22 protein-coding genes, 1 tRNA gene and 1 pseudogene are annotated in these 26,014 nt (G+C 61.8%); 13 read left to right on the forward strand and 11 right to left on the reverse strand.

Annotated features, from left to right (window positions below; all coding sequences use genetic code 11):
• Positions 1-2: 2 nt before the first annotated feature.
• Entirely contained in the window at positions 3-947 is a 945-nt protein-coding gene (locus EG244_RS05205) for an NAD(P)H-dependent glycerol-3-phosphate dehydrogenase (protein WP_124963957.1), read from the reverse strand.
• Positions 944-2,029 (reverse strand): tRNA (adenosine(37)-N6)-threonylcarbamoyltransferase complex transferase subunit TsaD, encoded by a 1,086-nt coding sequence (gene tsaD, locus EG244_RS05210; protein ID WP_124963958.1) that lies wholly within the window; start codon positions 2,027-2,029, stop codon positions 944-946. Before tsaD ends, EG244_RS05205 begins: the two co-directional genes overlap by 4 nt.
• Positions 2,030-2,080: 51 nt before the next feature.
• On the opposite strand from tsaD, the gene EG244_RS05215 reads away from it, so the two are divergent.
• The 4 genes from EG244_RS05215 to EG244_RS05230 all read left to right on the forward strand — a co-directional run bounded on the left by EG244_RS05215 (position 2,081) and on the right by EG244_RS05230 (position 5,967).
• Positions 2,081-2,809, forward strand: a complete 729-nt coding sequence (locus EG244_RS05215; protein WP_124963959.1) for a uroporphyrinogen-III synthase — start codon at positions 2,081-2,083, stop codon at positions 2,807-2,809.
• 71 nt (positions 2,810-2,880) lie between these two features.
• The gene (locus tag EG244_RS05220) at positions 2,881-4,182 is read left to right on the forward strand and encodes a COG4223 family protein (RefSeq protein ID WP_124963960.1); all 1,302 of its coding nucleotides are present in this window, start codon (positions 2,881-2,883) and stop codon (positions 4,180-4,182) included.
• Positions 4,183-4,192: 10 nt separating this feature from the next.
• Positions 4,193-5,767 (forward strand): heme biosynthesis protein HemY, encoded by a 1,575-nt coding sequence (locus tag EG244_RS05225; RefSeq protein WP_124963961.1) that lies wholly within the window; start codon positions 4,193-4,195, stop codon positions 5,765-5,767.
• A gap of 124 nt (positions 5,768-5,891) precedes the next feature.
• A tRNA-Thr gene (locus EG244_RS05230) sits at positions 5,892-5,967 on the forward strand.
• A 288-nt stretch (positions 5,968-6,255) separates the two neighbouring features.
• Here EG244_RS05230 and EG244_RS05235 read toward each other — a convergent pair.
• The 5 genes from EG244_RS05235 to EG244_RS05255 all read right to left on the reverse strand — a co-directional run bounded on the left by EG244_RS05235 (position 6,256) and on the right by EG244_RS05255 (position 9,945).
• Entirely contained in the window at positions 6,256-6,522 is a 267-nt protein-coding gene (locus EG244_RS05235; protein WP_124963962.1) for a hypothetical protein, read from the reverse strand.
• Positions 6,523-6,735: 213 nt separating this feature from the next.
• Positions 6,736-8,139 (reverse strand): relaxase/mobilization nuclease domain-containing protein, encoded by a 1,404-nt coding sequence (locus tag EG244_RS05240; protein WP_407644035.1) that lies wholly within the window; start codon positions 8,137-8,139, stop codon positions 6,736-6,738.
• The gene (locus EG244_RS05245) at positions 8,139-8,471 is read right to left on the reverse strand and encodes a hypothetical protein (RefSeq protein ID WP_124963964.1); all 333 of its coding nucleotides are present in this window, start codon (positions 8,469-8,471) and stop codon (positions 8,139-8,141) included. The genes EG244_RS05240 and EG244_RS05245 overlap by 1 nt, the downstream gene beginning before the upstream one ends.
• Before the next feature lie 608 nt (positions 8,472-9,079).
• Positions 9,080-9,484, reverse strand: a complete 405-nt coding sequence (locus EG244_RS05250; protein ID WP_199737799.1) for a hypothetical protein — start codon at positions 9,482-9,484, stop codon at positions 9,080-9,082.
• A gap of 56 nt (positions 9,485-9,540) precedes the next feature.
• Positions 9,541-9,945 carry a hypothetical protein gene (locus EG244_RS05255; RefSeq protein ID WP_124963966.1) on the reverse strand — a complete coding sequence of 135 codons (405 nt, stop codon included), beginning with the start codon at positions 9,943-9,945 and terminating at the stop codon, positions 9,541-9,543.
• A 79-nt stretch (positions 9,946-10,024) separates the two neighbouring features.
• Here EG244_RS05255 and EG244_RS05260 point away from each other — a divergent pair, with 79 nt between their 5' ends.
• From EG244_RS05260 to EG244_RS05275, 4 genes are all read left to right on the forward strand, one after another.
• The gene (locus EG244_RS05260; protein ID WP_124963967.1) at positions 10,025-10,282 is read left to right on the forward strand and encodes a helix-turn-helix domain-containing protein; all 258 of its coding nucleotides are present in this window, start codon (positions 10,025-10,027) and stop codon (positions 10,280-10,282) included.
• 362 nt (positions 10,283-10,644) lie between these two features.
• Entirely contained in the window at positions 10,645-11,457 is an 813-nt protein-coding gene (locus tag EG244_RS05265; protein ID WP_124963968.1) for a TIGR04255 family protein, read from the forward strand.
• A gap of 1 nt (position 11,458) precedes the next feature.
• The gene (locus EG244_RS05270) at positions 11,459-12,190 is read left to right on the forward strand and encodes a hypothetical protein (RefSeq protein ID WP_124963969.1); all 732 of its coding nucleotides are present in this window, start codon (positions 11,459-11,461) and stop codon (positions 12,188-12,190) included.
• Between the two features lie 11 nt (positions 12,191-12,201).
• Positions 12,202-13,059, forward strand: coding sequence for a hypothetical protein (locus EG244_RS05275; protein WP_124963970.1), 858 nt, complete (start codon positions 12,202-12,204; stop codon positions 13,057-13,059).
• Between the two features lie 218 nt (positions 13,060-13,277).
• Here the strand turns inward: EG244_RS05275 and EG244_RS05280 are convergent, their stop codons facing one another.
• A complete protein-coding gene (locus EG244_RS05280; RefSeq protein WP_124963971.1) occupies positions 13,278-14,498 on the reverse strand; it encodes a tyrosine-type recombinase/integrase in 1,221 nt (406 codons plus the stop codon).
• A gap of 1,511 nt (positions 14,499-16,009) precedes the next feature.
• Here EG244_RS05280 and EG244_RS05285 point away from each other — a divergent pair.
• Positions 16,010-17,449 carry a DEAD/DEAH box helicase gene (locus tag EG244_RS05285; RefSeq protein ID WP_124963972.1) on the forward strand — a complete coding sequence of 480 codons (1,440 nt, stop codon included), beginning with the start codon at positions 16,010-16,012 and terminating at the stop codon, positions 17,447-17,449.
• Positions 17,450-17,531: 82 nt separating this feature from the next.
• On the opposite strand, the gene polA is transcribed toward EG244_RS05285, so the two are convergent.
• Together polA and EG244_RS05295 are read right to left on the reverse strand one after the other, a co-directional pair.
• Positions 17,532-20,336: a DNA polymerase I gene (gene polA, locus EG244_RS05290; RefSeq protein WP_124963973.1), complete on the reverse strand. Its 2,805-nt coding sequence runs from the start codon at positions 20,334-20,336 to the stop codon at positions 17,532-17,534.
• 86 nt (positions 20,337-20,422) lie between these two features.
• The gene (locus EG244_RS05295; protein ID WP_124963974.1) at positions 20,423-21,577 is read right to left on the reverse strand and encodes an amidohydrolase; all 1,155 of its coding nucleotides are present in this window, start codon (positions 21,575-21,577) and stop codon (positions 20,423-20,425) included.
• A 498-nt stretch (positions 21,578-22,075) separates the two neighbouring features.
• Here EG244_RS05295 and EG244_RS05300 point away from each other — a divergent pair, with 498 nt between their 5' ends.
• The 3 genes and pseudogenes from EG244_RS05300 to EG244_RS21430 all read left to right on the forward strand — a co-directional run.
• Positions 22,076-22,822 carry an SDR family NAD(P)-dependent oxidoreductase gene (locus tag EG244_RS05300; protein WP_124963975.1) on the forward strand — a complete coding sequence of 249 codons (747 nt, stop codon included), beginning with the start codon at positions 22,076-22,078 and terminating at the stop codon, positions 22,820-22,822.
• 1,124 nt (positions 22,823-23,946) lie between these two features.
• On the forward strand, positions 23,947-24,159 hold the full coding sequence (locus EG244_RS05305) for a hypothetical protein (RefSeq protein ID WP_124963976.1): 213 nt from the start codon (positions 23,947-23,949) through the stop codon (positions 24,157-24,159).
• Between the two features lie 403 nt (positions 24,160-24,562).
• A pseudogene (locus EG244_RS21430) lies at positions 24,563-25,066 on the forward strand (transposase); the annotation flags it as partial.
• A 63-nt stretch (positions 25,067-25,129) separates the two neighbouring features.
• On the opposite strand, the gene EG244_RS05315 reads toward EG244_RS21430, so the two are convergent.
• A complete protein-coding gene (locus EG244_RS05315) occupies positions 25,130-25,735 on the reverse strand; it encodes a histidine phosphotransferase family protein (RefSeq protein WP_124963977.1) in 606 nt (201 codons plus the stop codon).
• 29 nt (positions 25,736-25,764) lie between these two features.
• On the opposite strand from EG244_RS05315, the gene EG244_RS05320 reads away from it, so the two are divergent.
• Positions 25,765-25,947, forward strand: a complete 183-nt coding sequence (locus tag EG244_RS05320) for a DUF3553 domain-containing protein (RefSeq protein WP_124963978.1) — start codon at positions 25,765-25,767, stop codon at positions 25,945-25,947.
• Positions 25,948-26,014 lie beyond the last annotated feature (67 nt).

Consider the following 26,014-nt stretch of genomic DNA (forward strand, 5'->3'; position numbering starts at 1 on the left):
GGTCATTCCTCTTTGAGGGGGCGGGACAAAAGACGTTTTGCGGCCTCCGCGACCGGCATCTCGCCGGAGGAGACCGCAGCCACCATGGCGGTGACCGGAAGATCGGCGGCCATGCCAAGGCTTGCGGCACGGGCCATGACAGCGCGGGCGGTGGCCAGGCCCTCGACCGTCTGGCTCAGATCCGGGGGCAGGCCCTGGCCCAGCGTAAAGCCGTGGCGGAAGTTGCGCGACTGCGTCGAGGTGCAGGTCAGCACCAGATCGCCAAAGCCCGAAAGGCCCGACAGCGTCTCAGGTCGTGCGCCAAGGCGCGCGGCAAAGCGGGTCATCTCGGCAAAACCGCGGGTCATCAGCGCGGCGCGGGCACTGTCGCCAAAGCCCGCCCCCGTGACGATCCCCGCCGCAATGGCGATGACGTTTTTCAGCGCGCCGCCGAGTTCCGCCCCGATCACATCCGTGGTGCGGTAAAGCCGCAGTACCGGGGTTGAGAGCGCGCTTTGCAAAGCCTCTCCCACCCCCTCATCGGCGCAGGCAAGCGTCAGGGCCGTGGGCAGCCCCCGCGCGATATCCGCCGCAAAGCTGGGGCCGGTCAGAACGGCGGGGGTGGCGCCGGGACTAAATTCGCTGACCAGGGCTGAGGGGCCGCGCAGCGTGGTCAGATCAACCCCCTTTGAGCACAGCACCGGGGCGCGGCCCACCACCTCAGGATGCGCGGCCAGAAAGCCGCCCATGGCCTGCATCGGCACGGCCACCAGCACCGGCCTGTCGCCCGGCGCGGGCAGATCTTCCGTCAGCGTGATGGTCTTGGGCAGCAGGACACCCGGCAGACGCGGGTTCTCACGCCCCGCAGCCCAGGGCAGGCTGCGCCCCCAGAGCGTGACCGGCCCCTTGACCGACAGCGCCACCGCCAGCGCGGTGCCAAAGGCCCCTGCCCCTAAAACAACCGTCATGCCTTGGCCCCTTTTTTGCCAGAACCCAGCATGGCGGGCGCGTTTTGATCCAAAGGCCAGCGCGGACGGGCCGAGAGATCAAGGCCATCCTGGTGCCCCTCGCGGAACCGCTCTATCCCCGCCCAGGCGATCATGGCGGCATTATCGGTGCAAAGCCGCAAAGGCGGGGCCACAAAGGGCACCCCTGCCTGATCGGCCAGGGCGGTCAATTCACCCCGGATCCGCTGATTTGCCGCCACGCCCCCCGCCACGGCAAAGGCGGTGACATCGGGGCATTCGGCCAGGGCGCGGCGGGATTTCTCGCGCAGCACCGCCGCCACGGCCAGCTGAAAGCCTGCACAAAGATCGCGGCGATCCTGAACCGTCAGCCCGCCTTTTTCCGCAATCACCGCATCGCGGGCGCGCAGCAGCGCAGTCTTAAGCCCCGAGAACGACATATCGCAGCCCGGCCGATCCAGCAGCGGGCGCGGAAAGACAAAGCGTTTCGGATCGCCCAGCGCGGCCTCGCGCTCAACATTCGGGCCACCGGGCTGCGGCAGGCCGAGGAGTTTCGCGGTTTTGTCGAAAGCCTCGCCCGGGGCATCGTCAATGGTGCCGCCCAGACGGCGAAAGCTCTCAGGGCCGTCCACCCGCAGGAACTGGCAATGCCCGCCCGAGACCAGCAGCATCAGATAGGGATAGCTGAGCCCGTCGGTCAGACGCGGCGTCAGCGCATGGCCCGCCAGATGGTTCACCCCCACCAGCGGCAGCCCGGTCGCAGCCGACAGGCCCTTGGCGCACATCACCGCCGCCAGAACCCCGCCGATCAGCCCCGGCCCTGCGGTCACCGCAATCCCGTCGAGATCAGAGAGCCCAAGCCCCGAGGCGCTCAGCGCCTCTTCGACGGCAATATCCATCCGCTCGGCATGGGCGCGCGCCGCGATCTCGGGCACCACGCCGCCAAAGGCCGCATGCAGCGCCTCCTGGCCCGCGACGACATTCGCGAGGATCTCGGGCGCTTCGCCCTTACGGTGGCGGATCACAGCGGCGGCAGTGTCATCACAGCTGCTTTCGAGACCCAGAAATGTCAGTATATCGGCCATAATCCCTCCGCCCCGTTGCCGGGGGCTGCAAGGGGAGGTAACACCTGACCCATGCCCGGACAATACCGCCCGCTTCTGCTGCTGACCCGACCCGAGCCCGCCTCGCTGCGTTTTGCCGACCAGGCGCGCGCCGCTTTCGGCCCTGAGGTTGACCTGTTGATCGCCCCTTTGATGCAGACAGTCTTTTACCGCCCCGCCCTGCCGGAGTGGCAGCCCGAGGGGATGATCTTCACCTCTGAGACCGGGGTTGCGGGTTTTGCCGCGCTGGAAAGCCGCCGTGGCGCAGCCATTTGCGTGGGCCCGCGCACCGCAGAGGCGGCGGCGGAACATGGCTGGCAGGCGGAGGTCGTGGGAGGCGATGCCGAGGGGCTGGTGCGCGATCTGACCGCGCGGCGGCTGGCGGGGCGCTGGCTTCATGCGCGCGGGCGCGAAGCGGCGGGCAATCTGGCCGGGCGGCTGAATGCCGCAGGCATGGCGGTGACGGAAGCCGTGGTCTATGCCCAGGACCCGCTGCCGCTGAGCGCTGAGGCGGCGGAGATGCTGGAACGCTGCCCGGAGCGGGTGGTCATTCCGGTCTTCTCGCCCCGCAGCGGCCGCCTGCTGGTCGATGCGCTGCCTGCGCGCGCTTTCCCGCAGCTTCGGCTGGCCGTCATCAGCGAGGCGACGGCCCGCGCCGTGGCGCCGCTTTCCGCCTCTGCGGTGGCAATTGCCCCCACTCCGGACCTCGATGGCATGCTCTCGGCGATATCCCGCCTGCCCGGATTCACCACCAAAGCTTGAAACCGACGCAGGGTCCGATAGTTATAGGCAATGCGGCGACCTTCCGCCGCAGGACTGCTATGGAGGCGAGGGTGACCGAACAAAAAGAGACTTCCCCGGGACAGACACCCGAGGCGGACACCACCCTCAGCGCTGAGGGCCATGCCCGCCGTGTCGCCACGCCTCTGACTGAAGCTGAGGATAGCCCGGCAGCGCCGCCGGAAGAACCGCAGGGGCCCGCCCTGCCGGAAGACAGCAAGACCCTGCGGCAGAACGATTTCTCTGCGGGTTCAGATCCTGTCGATATGCCCGCCCCGGACCGCACCGATCCGCTGCCGCCCCCCCCCCTCGCGCCGGAGCCAAAGCGGCGCGGCCCCTTCCTGCCGATCCTCGGCGGGCTGATCGCGGCGGGTATCGGCTATGGCGCGGCGCAATATATGCCCGCAGGCTGGCCGATCGCCGCACAGGACCCCAGCGCCCAGGCTGCGCTGGAAGAGCGTCTGGCCCGCGCAGAGACCGCGCTGTCGCAACTGCCTGCGGCACCCGATACCGCCCCTCTGCTGGCCCGGATCGACGCGCTGGAAGCCGAACTTGCCGCCCGACCCACCGGGGGCGCCGCGGATGAGGGCCGCCTGAACGCGCTTGCCACCGAGATTGAAGAGCTGCGCAACCGCCCGCTCCCCGAGCCGCAGATCCTGACCGAAGGCGGTGCAGATCTGACCGGCGAGATCGCCGCGCTGAAAGCCGAACTGGAAGGGCTGAAAGCCGGACTCGCAGACAGCGGCGAGACCGACAGCCTGCGCGCTGAAATTGAGGCGCTGCGCGCCGCCACCCTGGCCGAGCGCGAAGCGACCGAGGCCCGCGCCGCAGAGCTTGCCCGTGAAGCCGAGACCCGCGCCAGCGCCACCCGCTCTGAGGCGGCGGCGCTGCGGCTGGCCACCGCGATTGATGCCGGCACCTCGCTGGAGGCGGCTTTGCAGGACCTGAGCGCTGCGGGCTTCACCCTGCCGCAGGATCTGCAGGCCAATGCCGCAGGCGTCCGCACCATGGCCGCCCTGCAACAAAGCTTCCCCGAAGCGGCCCGCGCCGCCCTTGCCGCAGAGGCCCGTCCGCCGGAAGGCGCGGGCCTTGGCGACCGTGTCACGGCATTCCTGTTCTCGCAGGCCAATGTGCGCTCGCTGCACCCGCAGGAAGGCACGGATGCCGATGCGGTGCTCTCGCGCATGGAAGCCGCCATCGGGGCCAATAATCTTTCCGCGGCCCTGACAGCGGCCGGCACCCTGAGCCCGGCCGCCGCCGCGGCCCCCGCCATGGCGACCTGGCTCTCCGAGGCCCGCGCCCGCCAGGAGGCTGCCGCTTCTGCGGCCGCTCTCCTTCAGTCTGCTGCGCAGTGAGAGGCCGGATATGCCCTGGACCCTGATTAAAGCGATCCTCTTCTTCGTCATCCTGGCGCTGCTGGCCTGGGTGGCGGCCGCGCTCTCCTCGGCGGAGGGCGGGATCCGCATCGCCATGCTGGGCAAAGAGATCACCCTCGCGCCGCTTCAGGCGGTGATTGCCTCGGTGGTGCTGGTCTTTGGCCTTTGGCTGATGGCGCGGCTCATTGGCCTTCTGCTGGCGGCAGGGCGCTTCTTTGCCGGGGATGATACGGCGCTCTCGCGCTATTTCAGCTCGAACCGCGAGCGGCGCGGGCTGAATGCGCTGTCTGAAGCGATGATCGCGCTGGCCTCGGGGGAGAACCGGGTCGCCATGGCGCGGGCGGAGAAAGCACAGCGCCTGCTGGACCGCCCTGAACTCACCAGCCTCATTGAGGCGGAGGCCGCTCAGGCCGCCGGGGACCGCCCGCGCGCCGAAGCCGCCTACCGCCGCCTTCTGAGCGATGACCGCGCCCGCTTTGTCGCCGTGCGCGGCCTTCTGAAACTGAAGCTCGAGCAGGGCGACACCGAAACCGCGCTGAAGCTTGCCGAAAAAGCCCTCGCCCTGAAGCCGCGGCACAATGAAATGCAGGATCTGCTGTTGCAGCTGCAGACCGGGGCCGAAGACTGGCACGGCGCGCGCGCCACGCTTTCGGCCAAACTCAAAGCCGGGGCGCTGCCGAAGGATGTCTGGAAGCGGAGAGATGCCCTTTTTGCTTTGCAGGAAGCGAAGGTGCTGATCGACGGCGAAAGCTCAATCGAGGCACGGGAGGCGGCGATTGCTGCCAATAAGGCCTCTCCCGATCTGATTCCCGCCGCGGCCATGGCCGCGCGCAGCTATATCGCCGAGGGCAAACCAAAGCTGGCCACCCGGGTGCTGAAGACCGCCTGGGAGGCGCAGCCCCATCCCGAACTCGCCGCCGCCTTTGCGGAGATCGAGCCGCAGGAGAGCCCGCAGGCCCGGGTAAAGCGGTTCCGCACCCTGACGGACCTCCATCCCGATCACGAAGAAACCCGGATGCTGCTGGCAGAGCTTTACATCGCCGCAGAGGATTTCCCCACCGCCCGCCGCGCCCTGGGCGATCTGGTCACCACCCGTCCCATTGTGCGGGTGCTGACCATCATGGCCGCGATTGAGCGCGGCATGGGCGCCGATGATGCCGTGGTCCGCGGCTGGCTGGCCCGGGCGCTTTCGGCCCCGCGCGGGCTGCAGTGGGTCTGCGGCAGCTGCAATACCATCCACGCGACCTGGGTGCCGGTCTGCAACCATTGCGGCGGCTTTGACACCCTGAGCTGGTCCGAGGCCCCCGACAGCGGCACCGCCAGCCCGACCGGCACCGAGATGCTGCCCCTGATCGTCGGCAAACCCGCTCCGCCCGCCGCAGAGGTCTCCGAGGCCGCGACCCTGGAGCCCGCAGAGACTGTGCCCGCGCCTCTCAGCGAAGTCCCCCTGCCCCCGGCGGCAGACCCCGAACCGCAACAGGATCCGGCGAAGGCCACGGCCTCTCCCTTCCTGAGCACCGAGCATGTCACCCCCGAAGAACTCGCCCGCCGCGGTGCATTCTGAGCAAGAGACGGGAAAGTCTGAGAAAAGTGCAAAGCGGGTCGCAAAGCCCGCTTGCCAAGCCCCAAGCCTGCGTGTAAATCCGGCGAAGTATCTGACGCCTCAGGGCCGAAGGTCCGGAAAAGGCGCCGCTGTAGCTCAGCTGGTAGAGCACGTCATTCGTAATGATGGGGTCGGGGGTTCGAGTCCCTTCAGCGGCACCAGTATACTACTGGAATACCAGCAAAAAATGGCCGCCCTTCGGGGCGGCTGTTTTGCTTTTGGGGGTCGTGGAACCACCGTGGAACCAGATTTGAAACGTGGACCCAGACACCTTGTCACGAAAATGTGAAATAGGGTTTGGGGTCATTTTGGCTGGCGCATCGAAAATCCGAGCTTCTCAGCCTGAGGTGCGATTCTGATCGGCACCCCGCGATCATAGGTATGCGTGAAAATGGATGTCCCACATCAGCGGGTAAAACGGCCACCTCTGCGGCGGCTGAGAGTAGGTCTTACAAGGTATCAGAGGTCGAGACACGAAGCGGGCCCAGTTTAGCCCTGGCCCATTCATCCAGAGCCTCTTTCGGGTAGAGCGGCGTGCGGTTCGCCAACTGATAGGCAGGCCCACCACCGCGCGTGGCAAGCGTTGCCAAGGTGGCCGGAGCATAGGGCAAGCCGAACTGGGTTTCGAGGTAACGAGAAGCCTCATCCCGACGCAGGCGCGGCTTGCGGGCGATGATCTCATCCCTTTCGGTTGCCTTGATATGAGCGGGTTCCATTACTCTTCTCCTTCTGAAGGCCCCTCATCTGGGGCGGGTTGGCATGTGCTGATATTGTCGCCCTTGATCGCCCGTGCCCCAAGATGCGGATTTTGGTTGTCCACATAAATCGACAGGGCCTGAGCGGGGGGACATTCTATTTCCGAAGCATTCCCCTATTTTATTTCCCGCGCTTTTCGGTTCTCCCTTTCGCAATCCATATAGATTTTCCGCTCACCACGGCCTGGGCAGATCGACATCCTCGTTGGGCAGATCAGGCTCCTCGCTGCTCGGGAAATAGATTTTCACAAAGGCTTCTGCCGTTTTGCCTGCTTTGCCGATCCGCAGATTGTCGGGCCGAATGAAAACCGAGCTGTCATCACCGAAGCGCATAAAGATTTGAGGCGGACTGGCCTTTGCCCGGATACTCCAATCACCCTCAAGCGAGGCCGCAATACCAGAACAGCGCGCGAGCCATGCGCCGAAGGTCAGTCTAGCTTCAGGCTCAGCACCCTGCTGATCTGCGCCGTCTGTTGCTCCATCCGGCGCGTGCGGTTGGCGATCTCCGTCACCTCCTGCTCCAGGCCCGAGGTCAGGGACTTCACGACCTCCTTCAATTCTGCGATTTCCAGCGAATTCCGCTCCAAAGCGTCCTTCACGCCCAGCAAGATCGTCGCCAAGCGGTCGCCGAGGCTCTCCTTGCCGTCGTCCGGCCTGTTGAGCAGGTGCAAAAGCGGGTGCAGGTCCAGAACATTCTGATCCACCCGTTCCATCTTGGTCAGCAGAACTTTCTGCGGCTCGGGCAACTGCAGCGGCGTGGGGTGTGGTGTCGAGGTCATGAAGGATCTCCATAAGCTTGGGGTGTTGAAGGGCACGTTCAATGAGGGCGTTCTCGATGTGGTTGCGCATGCGGCGCAGGCCGGCGGCAAAGGCAAAGCGGAGCTTGAGGGCGGCGGGCTGCCAAGCCTTGCCGAGCCACCCTCCCCAGAGCGTCGAGGTGCCGTCGCTCCACTGCCAAGATGAGACGCCATGGCCGTTCATGACCGCCTTGGCCTTGAAGCTGCCCATCACTGCATTCAGCCCCTCGAGATTTTCCGGCTGATGCTTAACGAAAGCCTCTGTCAGTTCATCCTTCAGGCGGTTGCGCGGCTCAGACCGGATCCTGCGGGCGGGGACTTGAGGGCTTAGCGTGATGCGGCCATCGTCATAGGGCGGCTCCGGCAGGCAGAGGTGTGTGCAAAGATCACGATGAACTGCGGTGCAGGCCGCCTCCGAGGTGCGAGGCTCCAACCGACGACCGGCAAAATCACTAAGCGCGATGCCCGTATGGACATGGTCGCAATCTTTGTCGGAGTGACGGACCGAGAACCAAGGAGTGGTCTCGCTGTCGATGCCAAGGCCTTTCAGCGCCCGACCCACGATCTTCAGCCACAGCTCGTTGGAGGCCTGCAGCCCCTTTGGCAGGGATAAGATGACATGCAGCAGACCGTCTTTTGGACCTGCCAGGGCCTTGAGCCTCTCTCGCAGTAAACCGGGAGCCAGCACGGGCAATGTCCCACCAAGCAGCTCAGCCCCCTCCCGCATGGTATAGTTCATCAGAACATCGGGATCGGAATGACGTTTGCAGTGCGGGCGCATCAAGACCTCTCCTGCAACGAACTGGTGATCAGAAGGCAGGCCTTGCTAATCTCATCGACGGTCCGGCGGATATCGTCCTCGACCGCGGCGTTCCGGTCATCACCCAAGGCGCTCAACAGGCCATTGCAGAGATGGCCCAAGCGGCCAATGTGGCGCGCGATCGTGTTGAGATCGGTCTCCACCCCGCTCAGTGCCGATGCCATCAGATATGCGGCACGGGTGGCATAGCCCGCATTGATCTGCCGCTCGTCGATCTCCTCCAGCACGTCCAGTTCGACGCGGAATTTGATCTCCTTGGTTTTAGCTTTTGTTGATCCAGACCTCGCGGCCATCTCAGAACCTCCTCACGACGGACGAGGCTCTTGCGGATCGGTCATCTCTCCGCCGCCTCCCTCAATCTACTAGGAAGGATTTCGAAGAGTGCACGTTTTTAGCTGAAAAAATTTTCGATGACCTATCCCGAATATGTGGATAACCCCGAGCGAGGCAGGGAACGGCAGGTTCATGAGGCGAGGATTGCCGAGCATGCCGCCATGAAGGTGTCGGTCTGAGATCCGAGATGTGGCGAACGTCCATGGAAAAATCGCCCGTCATTCTGGGTGAAAATGTCGTTCGTCTGTGCTATGGTGGTTGAGAAGCAGGAGATCATATTCCTCGATCCACCCTGTCTACTGATCCGATCTGCACATTTTCGAATAAGCAAAACGGATCGCGCTTCGAGTTCCCCCTTGCTGATGTGTGTTCGACGTGGAGGGGAATAGGCGCCTCCTGTAAGAACCTAGAGAGAGTGCCCATTTCCATTTGTCGGATTAGGCAGGCCGGTTAGATTCCCGAGTTTTCGCAAATGTTGTCGGCTCAAAAGCGCAAGGTTGGGCGGTAAAATCTGCCCCATGGGACGCAAGTTCGAAGTTGAATCGACGCCCTCTTGCTTCTGCCCTTATCAAGCAAAGCCATCTCCCAACTCTTGAGCCAGCTCGCGATCAAGGATGTCGTCACGCCGCGCCCTCATGGCATCAACGATGTCCATACCGTGCAACTCAGCCCCCACGAGGATTAGGTCCAGCAGGGCCCATGGGCTGTCTAGGCGGAAGACGTCGAGATACTCGGCCAAGCGATAGATCAGACTGCCGTCCTCGTTGAACTGGAAAGCGGGATAGAACCACGCCTCCCCACGGTCCAGCGCGAGCACTTCCGCGTTCTCGCGCATCTCGGCAAGCCGCTCGGACGTCAGGCCGAAACGGCCCAACATCTCGGCGTCGTCCAGCATCGGCCCCGCCTTGATGAAAAGCTCGGCCTTATGGCGAACCGCCAAAGCGCGGGCACGAGCGAGTGGATCTTCATTCATCGTCATACCCCTTTGGCGCTCCGATCGCCCCCTGTAGCCTATCACACTCGGTAGCCTCAGCCCGGATAGTCATGCCCGGTCACCGCGATGACGGCAGGCACATAGTTCGGACGACCGAATTGGTCTGCGATGACCGCTGAATGCACGCCATCTTGTTCCATGAGATGGATCACGAGTTGGGTCATCCAGAGAAGGTCATCGGCAGTATAGATACGGACAAAGCGGGTATCGAAACGCGTCGGAATGGTCTCAGGCGAGGCACATAGTTCGTCGATGCTGATCCGCCCATCCTCGGCGCGGGCCAAACGGCGCGCCTCGGCCCGCCACTCAGGATCATGCTGCTCTGGTGGGACGGCCCGGCTGATACTCGTCCGGCGCGGCGTCTGGCAGAGGACCAACTTCACCGCAAGGTCCCACAAGAGTTTCACAGGGAAGTCGATCCCCTCTTCGATATGGCTCATCGTCCGCTCCTAAGTTTATCTATTTTTTAGATAATCTGAAATTCAGGTCAAGGTGCTTTCGTTTGCAGCGCGAGCCTCCATGACCAAGACCATCCACAGCCCCGGCCAGAAGGCCCTGATCGAAGCCCTCACCAATGCTCGGAAAGAGGCTGGCCTGTCGCAGATGGCGCTCGCTGAACGCCTGCACTGCCACCAATCCATGATCGCGCGGATCGAGAGCGGTGAGCGGCGTATCGATGTGGTGGAGTTGGTGGTGCTGGCGCGGGCCATTGGGGTAGACCCGAGCGCGATCCTGCAAGCAGTTGCGACCAAGGTCGACGCCCAGCAAAAGATGTGATGCGAGTATAAGCCTCAGCTTCTGGAAGCGCTCTTCGCAAATTAGAATTCGATGATCGCAAGTGGGCTGCCCCTAGAGGGCAGGAGGTGCCGATCTGAGCCAGATCGGTAGGAAAAAGAATAGGCACCATGGCGTAGTGTGTATGGTGCCTCGTGGCATTTAAGGTGCGTGTGCCGTTGGCATCGAATACGTCTAGGGGTGTAAGGTCTTGTCGCTTCATCCGTCCGCCCCGTCGGCTGAGAGGCTTGCGTAGCAGAAGATGCACCGTGCGATGGGTTTAGAGAATTTTAGAAACTCTCTGGAAAAACTGACTTCACAGCATACTTCATACAAGCTATTGCTTGCAAAACGATGGGCAAATCATGACAGTCTCCAAATCTGACCCCTTAAGCGGCCCGATTCCGGATCGTGTTCACCTGCCAAGCTCGCCACTGGTGCGTGTTCTCGCCCAAGTGAAGTTTACTCGCATCGCAAAAATTTCTGATGAGCGCTACATATCGGACTTCCAGGAGGCAATTCGGGCCGATCTGCCTCACTTCGAGGCGGATACCGTCCACAACTTGGATATTCAGATTAACGGCGCTGAGATCACCCCTCGGCAAGCAACCACCGTGGTGTGGAGGTTCTTCGACCCATCGAGAATTCATCGACTAACGTTAGCGCCAGACGCGCTGACACTGGAAACGACAGCATACACTACTCGACAAGATTTCCTTGGCCAATTTTCAGCATATTTGAGCTGTTTGGCCGATACAATTCGCCCGAGCCTGATTGATAGGCTCGGCGTTCGCTATGTTGATAGGATATCTGACCCTAAAGACTTATCCAATTTGGCGGCATTGCTTCGGCCTGAGCTTGCGGGTGTGCTTCAGCCTCAGTTGCTAAATAAAGTCGAAGTTTCCATGACCGAGATTTCTGCGGTAACTAGCGAGGGCAAGTTAGTCGCCCGATACGGCTTACTTCCTGGCAACACAAGCCATGATCCGGAAATGCTTCCGCCCTCTTCGGAGCGCAGTTGGGTTTTAGATATTGATTCATCGACATTGCGTCTCTCAGGCATGCCATTCGACACAGCCCAACTATATGCAGAGCTGGACAGTTTGGCGGGGCGTGCATACTCTTTCTTCCGTTGGGGCGTGACAGAAGAATTCTTGAACAGATTTAAGGGAAATTGATATGCTGAACACGGCTAGGTTCCCTTTTACTGCCGCTAGCGCCGTGGTTGTATCGATGCTGGCGCCACTGGAGTTCGCTCAGGCTCAAGTCGATGCTTTTCAAGTCGAGCCAGAGAGATCATTTAAAAGCTCGCCAAGCTTGCGTCTTTCCGGCGGTGAACTCCAAGTTGCCGCTTGGAGGCAGGGCTTGCTCACAAGCAGCAGCGCAAACTCTTCACAATTAACGTTTGAACTTGCAGAAAAGCAAGTAGCGACCGAACACACACCCGTGGAAATGATACAATCATTCCGCAAGCTTTCCGGTTTGACTTGGGCGCAATTGGCGGGGATATTTCATGTGTCTTCCCGTAGCCTGTTTATGTGGGCTGAAGGAAGGCCGATATCAGCAGGTCATCAACAAGCTCTAGCTCAATCACTGGCTGCGCTAAATTTCGTTGATCGCGGGTCTGACGAAGACAATCGCAATTTGCTTCTCTCAGATGCAGGCAACGGCATCACTTATTATCAGCTACTGGAAAACTCTAAATACGAAGAGTTTACCACCCTAGCCGGCCCAGGAAACAAGCGCGAACCGTTAATTAAAAAGTTGAGCAAAGAGGCTGAGGCGCATAACGCTCCTAAGAACTTGGCTGTCGATTTTTCCGGCATTAGTGAAGAAATACTTGATCAAGATAGCCTGCGTCCTGAGCCGACAAAATTGCGGCGAGTTAAGACACGCAAAATGACCGGATAAAGGAAACATTCTTGTCAGACGCGCCCACCGAGGAACTGCTAGCCAAACTATCCCAATGGCAACAAGGTGATTTCGTATTAGATGTTGGTAGTTTTATCTTCCGAGATCAGGAAAATTTCGATGATTCTGGCGAGGGAGATGGTGGAGTGGTGGCGGATGATGCTGTCATCGGTTTCGCTGTAGTTTCTCAGACTTGTGAGGTAGCTAGGGCGCCTAATGTGGTGCCCTATGTTACGCTTTGCCCATTGATAAAAATTGACGATAAGCGGCTAGAAGATCTTAATAAAGGGCATGCGCCGCGTTACGGACTCTTGGAAAACACACCAGAAAACGTTGTGGTTGATTTCACGAGAACAATGTCGATCAGTAAAAGTCTTTTGACAACCTGGGAGCCCACCAGGGGCTGCCCGGAAATGAAGCAGCAAACTGAGTTCGCTCGTTCTCTTGAGACATTCTTCGGTCGATATGCTTTCCCAGAAGAATTTGTGGATTCTTTGAGATCATTCAGGAAGTCAATCACCGAGACCTATGGCAGAGAAGCTTCTGATTTTGGGAAAGCTATTCGCTCACTTCGAGAGCTGAGAGTTCTACCTCACAATGATTGGTTTTCTAAGGATTCTATCGAGGTGACTTTTATTGCAATATTGCTCGACGAAGCTGATCGCGAGCTAAAAGATAAAGGTATGATCTTCAAGCTATTAAGTGAAAAGATCCAGAGTATTAAATGGCAAGCGCCTTTCTCCATTAATGAACGGCCGCTCGACGTGATTACGTTGGGGGCTCTATCTGCATTGGAATACCTTGGTTCTTATCGCTTGGATGTTAACTCCCTATCCTTTGCTCGTCGCTACAAGCGGCCTACTGAGTAGGTGTTCAATCCCGGCTTCAGGGGACGCGGCCACGCAGCACTCATGCCAACCGTCCGCAAAGGGCAGAAAGCACCCGAAGGGGCCTATGACTGCCCTTACCTGCTCAGGGCCTCCGCCAAGTGCTCGAAGATAGGAGGCGTTGCCTGGCTGAGGTTCAGACGTATGATGCCTACCGCCGTTCTGTAGCTGCTAAATACGTTGCCGGGAGGAAAAGATTTCTACTCCTCCTCCACCTCATAGAGTTCATCCTCAATCATCTCTCCCGCCAATGCCCGGGAAATAGTCTGCGACACGAGGTTCGCCGCCATGACAAGGCTTCGATCCGCCACACGGGCATAGCGCGAGGTCACCGTGTGGTTGCCGTGCCCCAAAAGGCCGCCGATAGTAAGCTCCCTGAACCCCATGGTAGCGGCGACGGAGGCGAAGGTATGGCGCAAGGTGTGGGGCGTCACTCCTTCGATGCCGGCCTTAGCGCAGACCCGCTTTAGCGTCCTCGGCAGGCCAACGAAGTGACCATCGCCGCGCAGGGCAGGAAAGTTCCACCTGTTATTTCCCCGAGGCAGAGCCTCGAACGCCGCCTTCCCAATCGCACGCGTTTGCGCGCCGGTTTTAGTCTCGGGCAGATTGATCGTCCCACGGCTCGGAATACAGAAGCCCGGCTGCATCGTCAGCGCTTCGTTGCGGCGCATTCCCGTCAAAAGGAGAAAGCGGATAGCTGCGATACCGACCTCGCATTCTTCGGGGCTGTCATCCAGTGCGGTGCCAAGAATGCGAAGCTCTTCAAAAGACAGATCGCGCTTCCGCTTGCCAATCGCTGCCTTCTTGACCTTCGCCGCGACATTACGCTCCACCACATCCAAATTGACCGCGTGGTTCAGCATCGCCCCAAGCACGACCACAGCGCGGGTTGCAACACCCTTACCTCCGGTGGTCGCACCAGAACGCCCTTCGCGCTTTTTGGCGGTCTTCCCGTTCGTGATATCTGCCTGCATCTTAGTCACATCGAGATGGCGCAGGCTTTCCACCTTACGATCGCCGATCAGAGGCAGAATATGCACGCGGATTTGACTTTCATTGGAAAGGTAGGTGTTCAATTTCCAATTTCTCTTTCCCTCGGCGATATAGCTGTCGGCCAGTTCGCGCACGGTCATCGCCCCCCGCTTACTCTGCCGATCGTCAGAGGGATCGCCACCTTTCGCAACCTCGCCCAAGGCAGCCACTGCGAGCTTCCTCGCCTCATCGGGAGTCAGAGTGCCAACCCTGCCCAGAGACATTTTGCGAGACTGCCCCACCAAAGTGCGATACTTTACGATGTAGCTCGCTTTTCCGCTGGGCAGCATCCGGACCCCGAATCCGATCAGGCTCGAGTCCCAAAGATAGGTTTCCCGATCCGGGTTGGGGACCAGTTCGGCAAGTGCAGTTTTCGTGATTTTAGGCATCTCACTCTCTCCGCTCTCTTGGTTCCGTGGAACCAATCTGGAACCAGAACTGGTCAAACAGGCGCTAAGCCCTGCAAAGCCAGTCCAACGACATGAGTGAGATTAGCATACTAGATTCAAAGCCTTACCCATCCCGGACAAAGACGAGCAGCCCCGAACAAAGCCGCGAAAATCTAATGAAGCATGTTTCGTAATGATGGGGTCGGGGGTTCGAGTCCCTTCAGCGGCACCACTTTCCCTCGGGAGAGGGGAAATTCCAGAAAAAACAGGCGGTTTGAGAGAGATCTCTACCGCCTTTTTGCTGTTTTCTGACCAGATTGACAGTGTATCCCGTCAACACGCGGCTGGCTGGCGCAGAAGCGCTTGTCGCCGTCATCCTCCTTTGGGTTGATGCCCCCGCTTTCTTCTTATGGCGAACATGATCGCTTCAATTTCGGATCCCGACTTCCACGGCCTGGAGCCCAGGCTCACACGACACGATCCGATTGCAGAGCAGCTTGAGACGGTTCATCTGAGATAGGATGCGACTTCGGAGATGACAGCCTTTCCACCACGTCCACAGCAGGCGCCGAACGCTGTGCTGCCTGCAAAGTCCCGTGGCGTGAGAGAGCTGCGGGGCGCTACATTTCCCAGTCTGCCGTGGCGACGGATCGGGGTGATGGGCCGGACGCCTCACAAGAGGGATGCGGGGAGGCGCCAGCAATCACTGATACATGTCGGCGGGGGGCGGATCCGGTCGCAGAGCCCTGTCACCTTCACCTTGGGAGGTGAGGTCAACCGCCCGAATGTTTTCAGCGGCAACACGCAACGCGGGATCAGCCTGCGTGAGTTACCTCTGCGTGTGGCGCCGTGATCTTACGCCAGGCTCTCCCCTTCGCCACGCAACCGGATCCCGGGCAGCCCCCCAGCGGGTTCAGAGGCCCTCCGGACTGTCGGCAGGAGATCAGAGCCATAATCCGGGTCGGGCGACTGCACAGTGTGGACTGGTCCGGATCTTCCAGGCCAATCTGGCTGGCACCGGGGCGAACACTCCGGCGCTACGGCAGCGCGAACGAGACCTCCGGCGTCAGACATGCCTGGGCAGTATCTTCGCAACACGTCTCAGGAGGACCGCGTTTTGTGTCCGGGCGGCATGGCCGCAAGGCTGAGGGTCGAGCCAGACCGGCAGGGAGCCTCTCCGCTTCAGAGGCGCACGACAGCCCGATCAGTCCGATGTACGCCAGCGGGATGCCAGAAAGGTCACGCAGGAAGGAACAGCGCAACGGCCCCCGACAGCGCACTTCTGCTGCCCTGACGCAGCGAGACCTTGACTTTTGCGGCCCGAGACCTCAGGTGAAGGGCAGTCGCCGTGATCCGTGCCGCGTGAGTACGAAGGATCCGCCGACCTCAGGTTCCCAAAATCACGCAGGGGCACCGATCCGGCACGGTCATGCGCATAAGGCGCGTGTTCGCGGATTGCCGGTGGCCCTGACGAACGGCCCTCTCTCAGAGGGCCGGAACCGGATGTATTTATGACGACTTTTGCTGACCTCGGCCTTGAGCCGAGCCTTCTCAAAGCGCTTGAGAAACTGAACTTTGACCAGCCGACCCCGATCCAGGTTGAGGCGATCCCGCTGATCCTGAAGGGTCACGACCTGATGGGTCTGGCGCAGACCGGCACCGGCAAGACGGCGGCCTTTGGCCTGCCGCTTCTGAACCGTATCCTCGACCTCGGCCATCCGCCGAAGCCGCGCACCGTGCGCGCGCTGATCATGGCACCGACCCGTGAGCTGGTGGTGCAGATTGCTGATAACCTGAAGCTTTTCACCCGTGGCACCTCTGTCAAAGTGCAGACCGTCATCGGTGGCGCTTCGATCAACAAACAGGTTGAGGGTCTGGCCCGTGGCGCGGATGTGCTGGTGGCAACGCCCGGCCGTCTGATCGATCTGCTGGAGCGCAATGCGCTGAGCCTGACCGAGACCGGCTATCTGGTGCTGGATGAAGCGGATCAGATGCTCGACATGGGCTTCATTCATCTGCTGCGCAAAATCGCGCGCTACCTGCCCCATGGCCGTCAGACGCTGATGTTCTCGGCCACCATGCCCAAGCTGATTGATGAGCTGGCGCGCGAATATCTGCGCAACCCGAAGAAAGTGGCCGTCAACCCGCCGGGTAAGACCGCTGACCGGATTGAGCAGAAGGTGCATTTCACCACCCAGGGTGACAAAGCCAAACTGCTGGAAAGCTATCTGCTGCAGCACCAGGGCGAAGCGGCTCTGGTCTTCGGGCGCACCAAACACGGCTCGGAAAAGCTGATGAAGCTGCTGTGCTCCTGGGGTTTCAAAGCCGGCTCGATTCACGGCAACAAAAGCCAGAACCAGCGCGACCGCACGCTGACCGCCTTCCGTACCGGTGAGATCGACGTTCTGGTGGCGACCGATGTGGCTGCGCGCGGGATTGATATTCCGCTGGTGCGTCACGTTTACAACTACGACATGCCGAATGTGCCGGATAACTATGTGCACCGCATTGGCCGGACCGCTCGTGCGGGGGCTTCGGGCAAGGCTGTGGCTTTCTGTGCTCCGGCGGAGATGGAAGAGCTGCGCGCGGTTGAGAAGGTCATCGGCGATGCGCTGCTGATCGCAGGCGGTCTGCCGCATCTGGAAAACGGCTTCAACAACCGTCCCTCGCACCAGCCGCGCCGCCCGGGGCAGGACAAAACCCGTCCGCAAAAGCCGCGTGGCCCGCGTCCGGAAGGTGCTGAAGGTCAGCCGCGCAAGCCGCGCGGTGAAGGCGGCGGTCGTGCTGCCTTTGGCGAGAAAGCGCCCGCCCGGAGTGAGGGCCAGCGTCCGTCGAAGCCCGCCCGCGGCGCCGGTGGTGAAGCCGCACCGCGCCGTAATGGCCCGGGTGGCAAGCCCCAGGGCCGTCCGGGTGGCGGTGGCCGCCCGCAGCGTCGTGCGCCGCGCGACTGAAGCCTCGCCTGATCAAAAAAAGCGGGGAGGGCTGTCTGCCCTCCCCGCACCCCTCCCGAGAGTATTTTTAAAAAGCCAAAGCTCAGTGAGCTTCTGACCAGTTCTGCCCGATCCCCGCATCGACGATCAGCGGCACATCGAGGTGAACAGCGGGAGCGGCGGCGCCCTCCATCACGGCTTTGACCACTTTGATGACCGCCTCTTCGGCGCCTTTTTCCACCTCAAAGAGAAGTTCGTCGTGGACCTGCAGCAGCATTTTTGCGGGCAGATCTTTGATGGCCTCCGGCATGCGGATCATGGCGCGGCGGATGATATCGGCGGCTGAGCCCTGGATCGGCGCGTTGATGGCTGCACGTTTGGCAAAGCCTGCGCCGGGGCCTTTGGCGTTGATTTCGGGCGTGTTGATTTTGCGGCCGAAGAGCGTCTCGACGTAGCCTTGTTCTTTTGCCTCGGCGATGGTGCGGTCCATATAGGTGCGGATGCCGGGGAAGCGCTCAAAGTAGCGGTCGATAAAGCCCTGGGCCTCCGCCCGCGGGATGCGCAGGTTGCGCGCGAGGCCAAAGCCCGAGATGCCATAGATCACGCCGAAGTTGATGGCCTTGGCCTGGCGGCGGATCATCGGATCCATGCCCTCAATCGGGACGCCGAACATCTCGGAGGCGGTCATGGCGTGGATGTCATGGCCGTCGCGGAAGGCCTGCTTCAGGGCCGGGATATCGGCCATATGGGCGAGGATGCGCAGCTCGATCTGGCTGTAATCGAGCGAGATCAGGGATTTCCCCTCAGGTGCCACGAAGGCGGCGCGGATGCGGCGGCCTTCTTCGGAGCGGACGGGGATGTTTTGCAGGTTCGGATCGGTTGACGACAGCCGCCCCGTCACAGCGCCCACCAGCGAGTAAGAGGTATGAACGCGGCCGGTTTCACGATTGATGTGATCCTGAAGCGCATCGGTATAGGTGGATTTCAGCTTGGAAAGCTGGCGCCAGTCGAGGACGCGGGCGGGCAGATCGTGGCCTTCAGCGGCAAGATCCTCAAGCACCTCGGCACCGGTGGCATAGGCGCCGGTTTTGCCTTTCTGGCCGCCCGGCAGGCTCATCTCATCAAAGAGCACTTCGCCGAGTTGTTTGGGCGAGCCCACATTGAAGCTGCGCCCGGCCAATTGGTGGATTTCGGCCTCAAGCCCGGCCATCTTCTGCGCGAAGGCATTGGACATGCGCGAAAGCACGTCGCGCTCAACCAGAACGCCGGCGCGTTCCATATCGGCGAGGACCTGGACCAGGGGGCGCTCCAGGGTTTCATAGACGGTGGTGACACGCTTGACATGCAGTTCGGGGCGGAATTTCTGCCACAGGCGCAGGGTGACATCGGCGTCTTCCGCCGCATATTTCACCGCCTCATCGACCGGCACGCGGTCGAAGGTGATCTGCGATTTGCCCGAGCCGAGCAGGCTTTTGATCGGGATGGGTCTATGGCCGAGGTGCTGTTCGCTCAGCACATCCATGCCGTGGCTGTGAAGACCCGCGTAGAGCGCCGAGCTCATCAGCATGGTGTCTTCGATCGCCGTGACGCTGAGGCCAAGGCGGGCAAAGATTTTGACGTCATATTTGGCGTTCTGGAAAATCTTTGAGACGGAGGGATCGGCCAGCAGCGGCTTCAGAAGCGCGAGGGCTTCGCCCATATCCATCTGCCCTTCGGCCCGCGCGGTGCCGCCGAAGAGGTCATTCTCGCCGCTGATATGATTGAGCGGGATATAGGCGGCTTTGCCGGGTGCCAGCGCGAGGGAGACGCCGACCAGATCGGCCACCATCTCATCAAGCGCGGTGGTCTCGGTATCGACGGCGACATAGCCCTGTTCGCGGGCCCCGGCGATCCATGTCGACAGCGTTTTCGCATCGCGGATCGCGGTATAGGTCGTGGCGTCGAAAGGCACATCTGCCTTTGGGGCGGCCATTGGCGCCGCGCCGGATGCGGGCGGCGGCGCGGCAGCGGGAGCCTCGACTTTGAACTTATCGGCGATGCGTTTGGTCAGGGTGCGGAATTCCATGCGGTTCAGGAATTCCACCAGAACCTCCGGCTCGGCATCGCGCTGCTCCAGCGCGTCGAGCGAGACGTCGAGATCGGCATCATCTTTCAGCGTGACCAGGTCACGCGAGAGGCGGATCTGATCGGCATTCTCAATCAGGGTCTGGCGGCGTTTGGGCTGTTTGATCTCGCCCGCGCGCGCCAGCAGCGTGTCGAGATCGCCGTATTCCTGGATCAGCATGGCCGCGGTTTTGAGGCCGATCCCGGGCGCGCCCGGCACGTTATCGACCGAATCGCCCGCAAGGCTTTGCACGTCGATCACCCGCTCGGGGCCGACGCCGAATTTGGCGAAGACCTCATCGCGGGTGATGCGCAGGTTCTTCATCGGGTCCAGCATCTCGACCCCGCCGCCGACCAGCTGCATCAGGTCTTTGTCAGAGGAAATGATGGTGACACGGCCGCCGGCTTCACGCCCCTGACGCGCGAGGGTGGCGATGATGTCATCGGCCTCCAGCCCCTCGGTCTCAAGGCAGGCAAGGTTGAAGGCGCGGGTGGCTTCGCGGGTCAGGGCGAACTGCGGGCGCAGATCCTCAGGCGGCGGCGGGCGGTTGGCTTTGTAAAGCGGGTAGATGTCATCGCGGAAGGTCTTTGAGGAAAAGTCAAAGACCACAGCAACATGGGTCGGCGCATCTGAAGATGTGCCGTTTCCTTCCACATAGCGCGCGATCATATTGCAAAAGCCCGCCACGGCCCCGACCGGCAGGCCGTCGGATTTGCGCGTCAGCGGCGGCAGCGCGTGATAGGCGCGGAAAATATAGGCCGATCCGTCGATCAGATGCAGGTGATGGCCCTTGCCGAATGCCATGGCGCGCGCTCCTTCAAAGGGACCGGCGGAAGCCGCCGGACCGGTTGTCTTTAAGGGCTGAACCTACAGCCAGCGCGGTCCTGGTGCTACCCCAGAAGGTCGCGCGCGACCTGGTGGAAAAGCCGCACGCCAGGCTCAATGACCGCATCGGGGAACATATAATCGGGGTTGTGCAGGTTCGCCGTCTCATAGCCGGAGCCGAGCCGGAACATCGCCGATTTTGCCCCCGCACGGCTGCCAAAAAGGCCGAAATCCTCAGAGCCGCGCATCGGGAACTGCCCGTCACACCGCACCACACCCGCAGTCTCAGCGGCCGCGATGATGCGGGCTGTTGCCTCCGGGTCATTGGTGCAGGCATTGAACACATCGTGATGGCTGAACTCTGCGCTCAGGCCGGTGGCGCTGGCCTCAGCCTCAACGGCGGCGATGACGGCCTGCAGCAGATCCTCCATGGCCTCATCGCGCACGCAGCGCAGGGTCATCCACAGTTCGGCGCGGCCGGGGGTGATGCCAAAGGCCTCTTCGCCCATTTTGGCATGGGTCACGGTCACCAGGCGGAAGTCTCCGTCCAGATGATTGCTGCCCGGACCCATCTCCATCACACGCGGGATCAGCCGCGCCAGCGACAGCGCGGGCGAGAGCGCAAACTCCGGGGTGGAGGCATGGGAGGTATGCCCGGTCAGCACCACCTTCAGCCCGCGCGAGGCGCAGTTCGCGTCGCCCGCCTCAATGGCAAAGGTCCCGAGCGGCGTGCCGGGGAAGTTGTGCAGCGAGAAAGCCCAGTCGGGTCTGATCGCCGCAAAGGCAGGATCAGCGATCACCAGCGCGGCCCCCGAGCCGTCTTCTTCGGCGGGCTGATACATCAGCACGATACGCCCTTTGGCGGGCGGACGCCGCGAGATCAGGCGGCCAAGGCCGGTCAGGATCGCCATATGGCCATCGTGGCCGCATTGGTGCCCCTTGCCGGGGATCTCTGAGGCGAAGTCCGCGCCGGTCAATTCCTCAATCGGCAGCGCGTCAAGCTCGCAGCGAAAGAGCACCGTCGGCCCCGGTTCCGCGCCTTCAAAAACCGCAGCCACCCCGTGACCGCCGAGCCCCGTGAGAAGCTGCGACGGGTTCAGCGCCGACATGGCTTTGCGGATTTCTTCTGCCGTCCAGGCCTCTTCGCCCGAGACCTCCGGATGGCGGTGCAGGTGGTGGCGGAATTCGGTCAGTTCGTGAATGTCGCTGTTGCTCAGCATGGCTCCCCCCTCAGGGCGTCTTCAGATGCCGGGGTAACCCCGGGTTATCGCCCGCCCGTGCCAGAAGGCCGGTGCCGGGCTCAGATACCGATGCCTGCGATCGCCGCTGTGCCCCTTCAGGCGGCGCGGATCCCGGGCACTGACGGATACCACCATGCGCGCGGTCCGGTCGCAATGACAGAAAATGCGCGGCGGGCAGAGCGTCTCCGCCCGGTCCTGCCCAGGAAAGCGGCTGAGGGCGGCCTCCCTGCACAGACCTCAGCACGAAGCGGGAGGTTCGCCCCCTCACGCCCCCCCCAGGTCCGATATCCGGTGCGGTGCCCCGGGCTTCAATCTTCCTGCCAGATCACATGTGCCGCGACCTGCGCGGTCTGCGCCGCCGGTATGTCCCCTGATGGACAGGCGGGGTTTTGCGTCAGAGAGGCGGCCTTTCGCTTGCACGGCGCAAAGGGCGCGGCCATGTTCGGTGGCACTGCAAAACATGAGGGGGGAAAGATCATGAAACTGGAGGTCAGCGGGAAAACCGCTTTGATTACCGGGGCATCGGGTGGCCTTGGCGCACATTTCGCGGAAGTGCTGGCTGCGGCAGGCGCCAAGGTAACGCTGTCTGCGCGGCGGGCGGACAGGCTTGCGGATGTCACGGCGGCACTTTGTGCAAAGGGTTATGAGGCGGATGCCGTCGATCTCGATGTCACCGATGAGGCGAGCGTCACGACACTTTTTGCGCAGCGCTCTTTTGATATCGTGATCAACAACGCCGGGATTTCAGGCGAGGGCATGGCCATAGACATGCCCGCCGCAGACTTCGATCAGGTGATCAGCACCAATCTTCGCGGCAGTTTTCTGGTGGCACAGGCGGCAGCGCGGGCGCTGAAAGAGGCCGGAAAACCGGGCTCGATTGTGAATATCGCCTCGATCCTGGGGCTGCGCGTGAGCGGCGGTCTGGTCGCTTATACGGCCTCAAAAGCGGCTGTGGTGCAGATGACGAAGGCCATGGGACTTGAGTGGGCGCGCTATGGGATCCGGGTGAACGCGCTTTGCCCCGGCTATATCGAGACGCCGATCAATGCGGAATTTTTCCACACCAAGCCCGGCCTGGCCCTGATTTCACGCATCCCACAGCGCCGCCTGGGCCAGGAGAGAGAGCTTGACGGGGCCTTGCTGCTTTTGGCCTCAGAGGCGGGCAGCTACATCACCGGCACGACCCTTGCGGTGGACGGTGGCCACCTCGTTTCGGGCCTCTGAAGCGGCCACGGGTGTCAGGGCTTTGCGCTGACGCCCGTCTTTCGGGGCGACGTTCGGTTGCAGATGCCCGGGTGGCGCGGGCTGAGAGCGTGGATCAGCAGGGCTCTGCCAGACGAATCCGGCCAGGCTCTCAGTGATGATTGCCTCCGGCCTTCTGTCATTTTTCGCGGGACAGCCGATGTGCAGCGAGGTCCCAGGGAAACCGTTTACGCGATGAATTTCAATCTCACACACGCACGTCTCTGAGCTTAGGCGGTATGGGCCAGATTGAGACCGCCTGGAAAGGTCATGCCTCAGATATGCACTGCCCGCCACCAGCCGCCGCATCTGACCTCACCAGAACTAAACCGCGCGAGACCGGCCTTCTGACGTGGCCTGCTTTGGACAGACCAAAGACTGAAGCCATCCGCCCAGGGAGGGCGGTAAGGCAGCAGCGCGCATCCTGTACCCCCCTTCAGCAGGATCGATGCCCCCGGTGATCGGGCAGATTGGGCAGCAGAGATCGGCCACGCATGCCCGGCCATGGGTTCAAATGCACTGACGTCGCCCGTGGCAGGTCCATCTCCGGAGGGCCTGTGCCACTCACGCCTGCGAGTCGCTCCTGTTTGCGGGCCGGCCACTTACTCATCGCCACGAAACGGATCCCGGTGCTGCAGACCCGCCGTTTCCAGGACCCATCGTAGCCGGCCCGGTTCGACATGTGATCGCCGCAGGCACCGGCTTCAGGCTTGCTGGAAAGAGAGCATTGAAAATGACAAATCTTCTGCGTTGCCCCTGCAACGCGCCTGCCATCACAGGATTGCTGCGAACGGCGCAGTGCCAGCCATACCTCCAGCCACCATCCACCGATGGGCCCAAAGCGCGCAACGAGGCCTGCAGACACCCGCGCGCCTCGGCCGCCCACCTTGGCGAAACCTGAGCCAATACCATCACCGCAGCCGGGTCGGGGCGAAGATGACCTGCATCCCACAGCCTGGACAGTGCCTCATGGCCCGAGCCTGCGGCAGACAGGTTGCCGAATTGCAAATTCGCGCAGATCATACCTCACCGGATGGTGTGGATCAGGCGGCCGTCAGCTTCATCCTCCGCTTCGGTTTGCGGACCCGGAACCGAGGACGCCCTGGATGACCCTCCGCGCATTCGTTGAAAAGAGCGCAGAGGCCGGCCTTTTGCGCGAAACCACCGAGCGCCTTATGGCGCTGATGGTGGGCGCAAATACCAATGCCAATACGAAGAGAAATCTGCGCAGCCAGCGCAGAGCTAAAGATCCCGCGGGGCGGACGGGCTCTGTGTGCCGCCCTTCCCTGATCCGCGCCGCTCTGTGCAGCAGGCGCTGACAGAGGTGTTCCGGGGGACGTATACGCATGGATGTCGACGCGTTTCATGGATGTTCCGGCGCAGGGCATGGGTGGCCCCGACATTTTCAAAAGCCATGTCGGCTGACTGTGCGAAGATCTTGATGAACGGGTTGATGCCTTCCCCGAACGCCCCCATGACGGGGAATGGCTCTGAATGGACGCCAGCGACCTGATGGTGCAGCAGGCACCAACACTGATGGTCGGCGCGAAAAGCCTGTCATGCCAATCGGCGCATCCGGGGCTGGAGATTTCCGGGCCTTCCTGCGCGGCCTGATCCGGCGCGAAGCCCGTCATCAGCGCTGCGCAGAAGGGTATTTCGGCCACGATTTCGCGCATGGTTTCAAGCAGCTGGCAGAGATGCTGAAGCCATACTCCGCGCAACGCCCTGCCTCATACCGGTCAAGACAGCCGTGGCATTTCGTCGTTGCTGCATCTGCTCGCGACCAGGGCCCTGTGGCCTGTCATGGCTGATCAGATATGGGGTAAACTTCCTGACCTGCCCGTGCATGTGGATGCGACCGGGGAAGGTATGCGGGCCTTTGTGCCCTTTACGGCCCGGCATCGTGCGACAGTGAACCCGATCAAACGGCTGAGCGGCGAAAGCAAGGGCCGCACAGATGTGATCGGGATCTTTCCCACCGAGGCTTTCATTCGGCGCCTCGCTGGCGCGCTCCGGATGAAGCAGAGAGCCGAATGGAGCTTTCTGCGCGGCAGATACAGAACGCCGGCCCCGATCCGCGGGGATCCCTTGCAGCCTGCCAGTTGCGCAGAGAGGCTGATCCGCTCGGACCGCGCCCGCGCCACAGGCCTGTCACACATGACCCCACAATATGCCCTTAACCGTTTCACAGCCCTCGGAACGCCGATCCAAGCGCCCGGGGCATGACATCAGAAGGGAAGGCGACCGTCTGGTTAAAACCAAATTATGCAGCAAAGCCGGGCAGAAGCGTCACGGCACCAGAAGCTCAATCGCCTCTTCATCGATCCGCCCTGCCGCCAGCCCCGCTCCCTCCAGCAGATCACCGCGCAGAAGTGCGAACTGGATGCGGCCGGGGCTGAGTTCGATTTCACACTGCGGCTCCGTCAGCATATGCCATAGCTCCGGCGGAAGCCGCACCCGTCGCCCCTCGGCCCGAAAACGCCACATGCGCCCGTCATCGCTGACGCGGATCACCCCGCCTTGGGGCAAGGCCGCTTCAAGACACAAAAGCGCCAGGCAGGCCCGCCGGGCCTTCGACCGTGAACAGGGCGCGCCGGGCTGCCAGTCAATGCGGATGCGCCCACCCTCAGCCCAGGCGCTGACGAGAGCTGACAACTCCGCCTGCCCCATCAACTGCCCCTCACCGGCAATGCCGAAGGCGAGGCGCAGAAAAAGTGTTCGCGCATTGGCGCTGCGGATCGAATCGGCAATCAGCTGCAGTTCCGGCGGCAGCGGCGGGGCCATGGTCAGCTGTAAAAGCTCCACCCCATTGCTGATCGCGCCGAGAGGCGAGATAAGATCATGACAGATCCGCGAGGCGATCATGGCTGTCAGGTCATGGGTCGTCGCGCTCATCTTACCCTCTGATGTGACGGAGCCCCGCCATGCGAAGCCTGAATGACATGCTTGAACCCGGCATGCTGGTGAAGAACCCCGCTCAGCCCGACTGGGGGCTGGGGCAGGTACAGTCGAATATCGGCGGCAAAGTCACCGTGAACTTTGAGAACGCCGGAAAAGTCGTGGTGCAGTCTGAACGTGTGGCCCTTGAACCGGTGTGGAACACCTGAAGCCAGCATCGCCATAAACAGTTAACGGCGCGTAAAGATTTATCCGCCCGTTACGGGACTTTATTTG

The sequence above is a fragment of the Falsigemmobacter faecalis genome (assembly GCF_003863335.1).
Lineage (GTDB): Bacteria > Pseudomonadota > Alphaproteobacteria > Rhodobacterales > Rhodobacteraceae > Wagnerdoeblera > Wagnerdoeblera faecalis.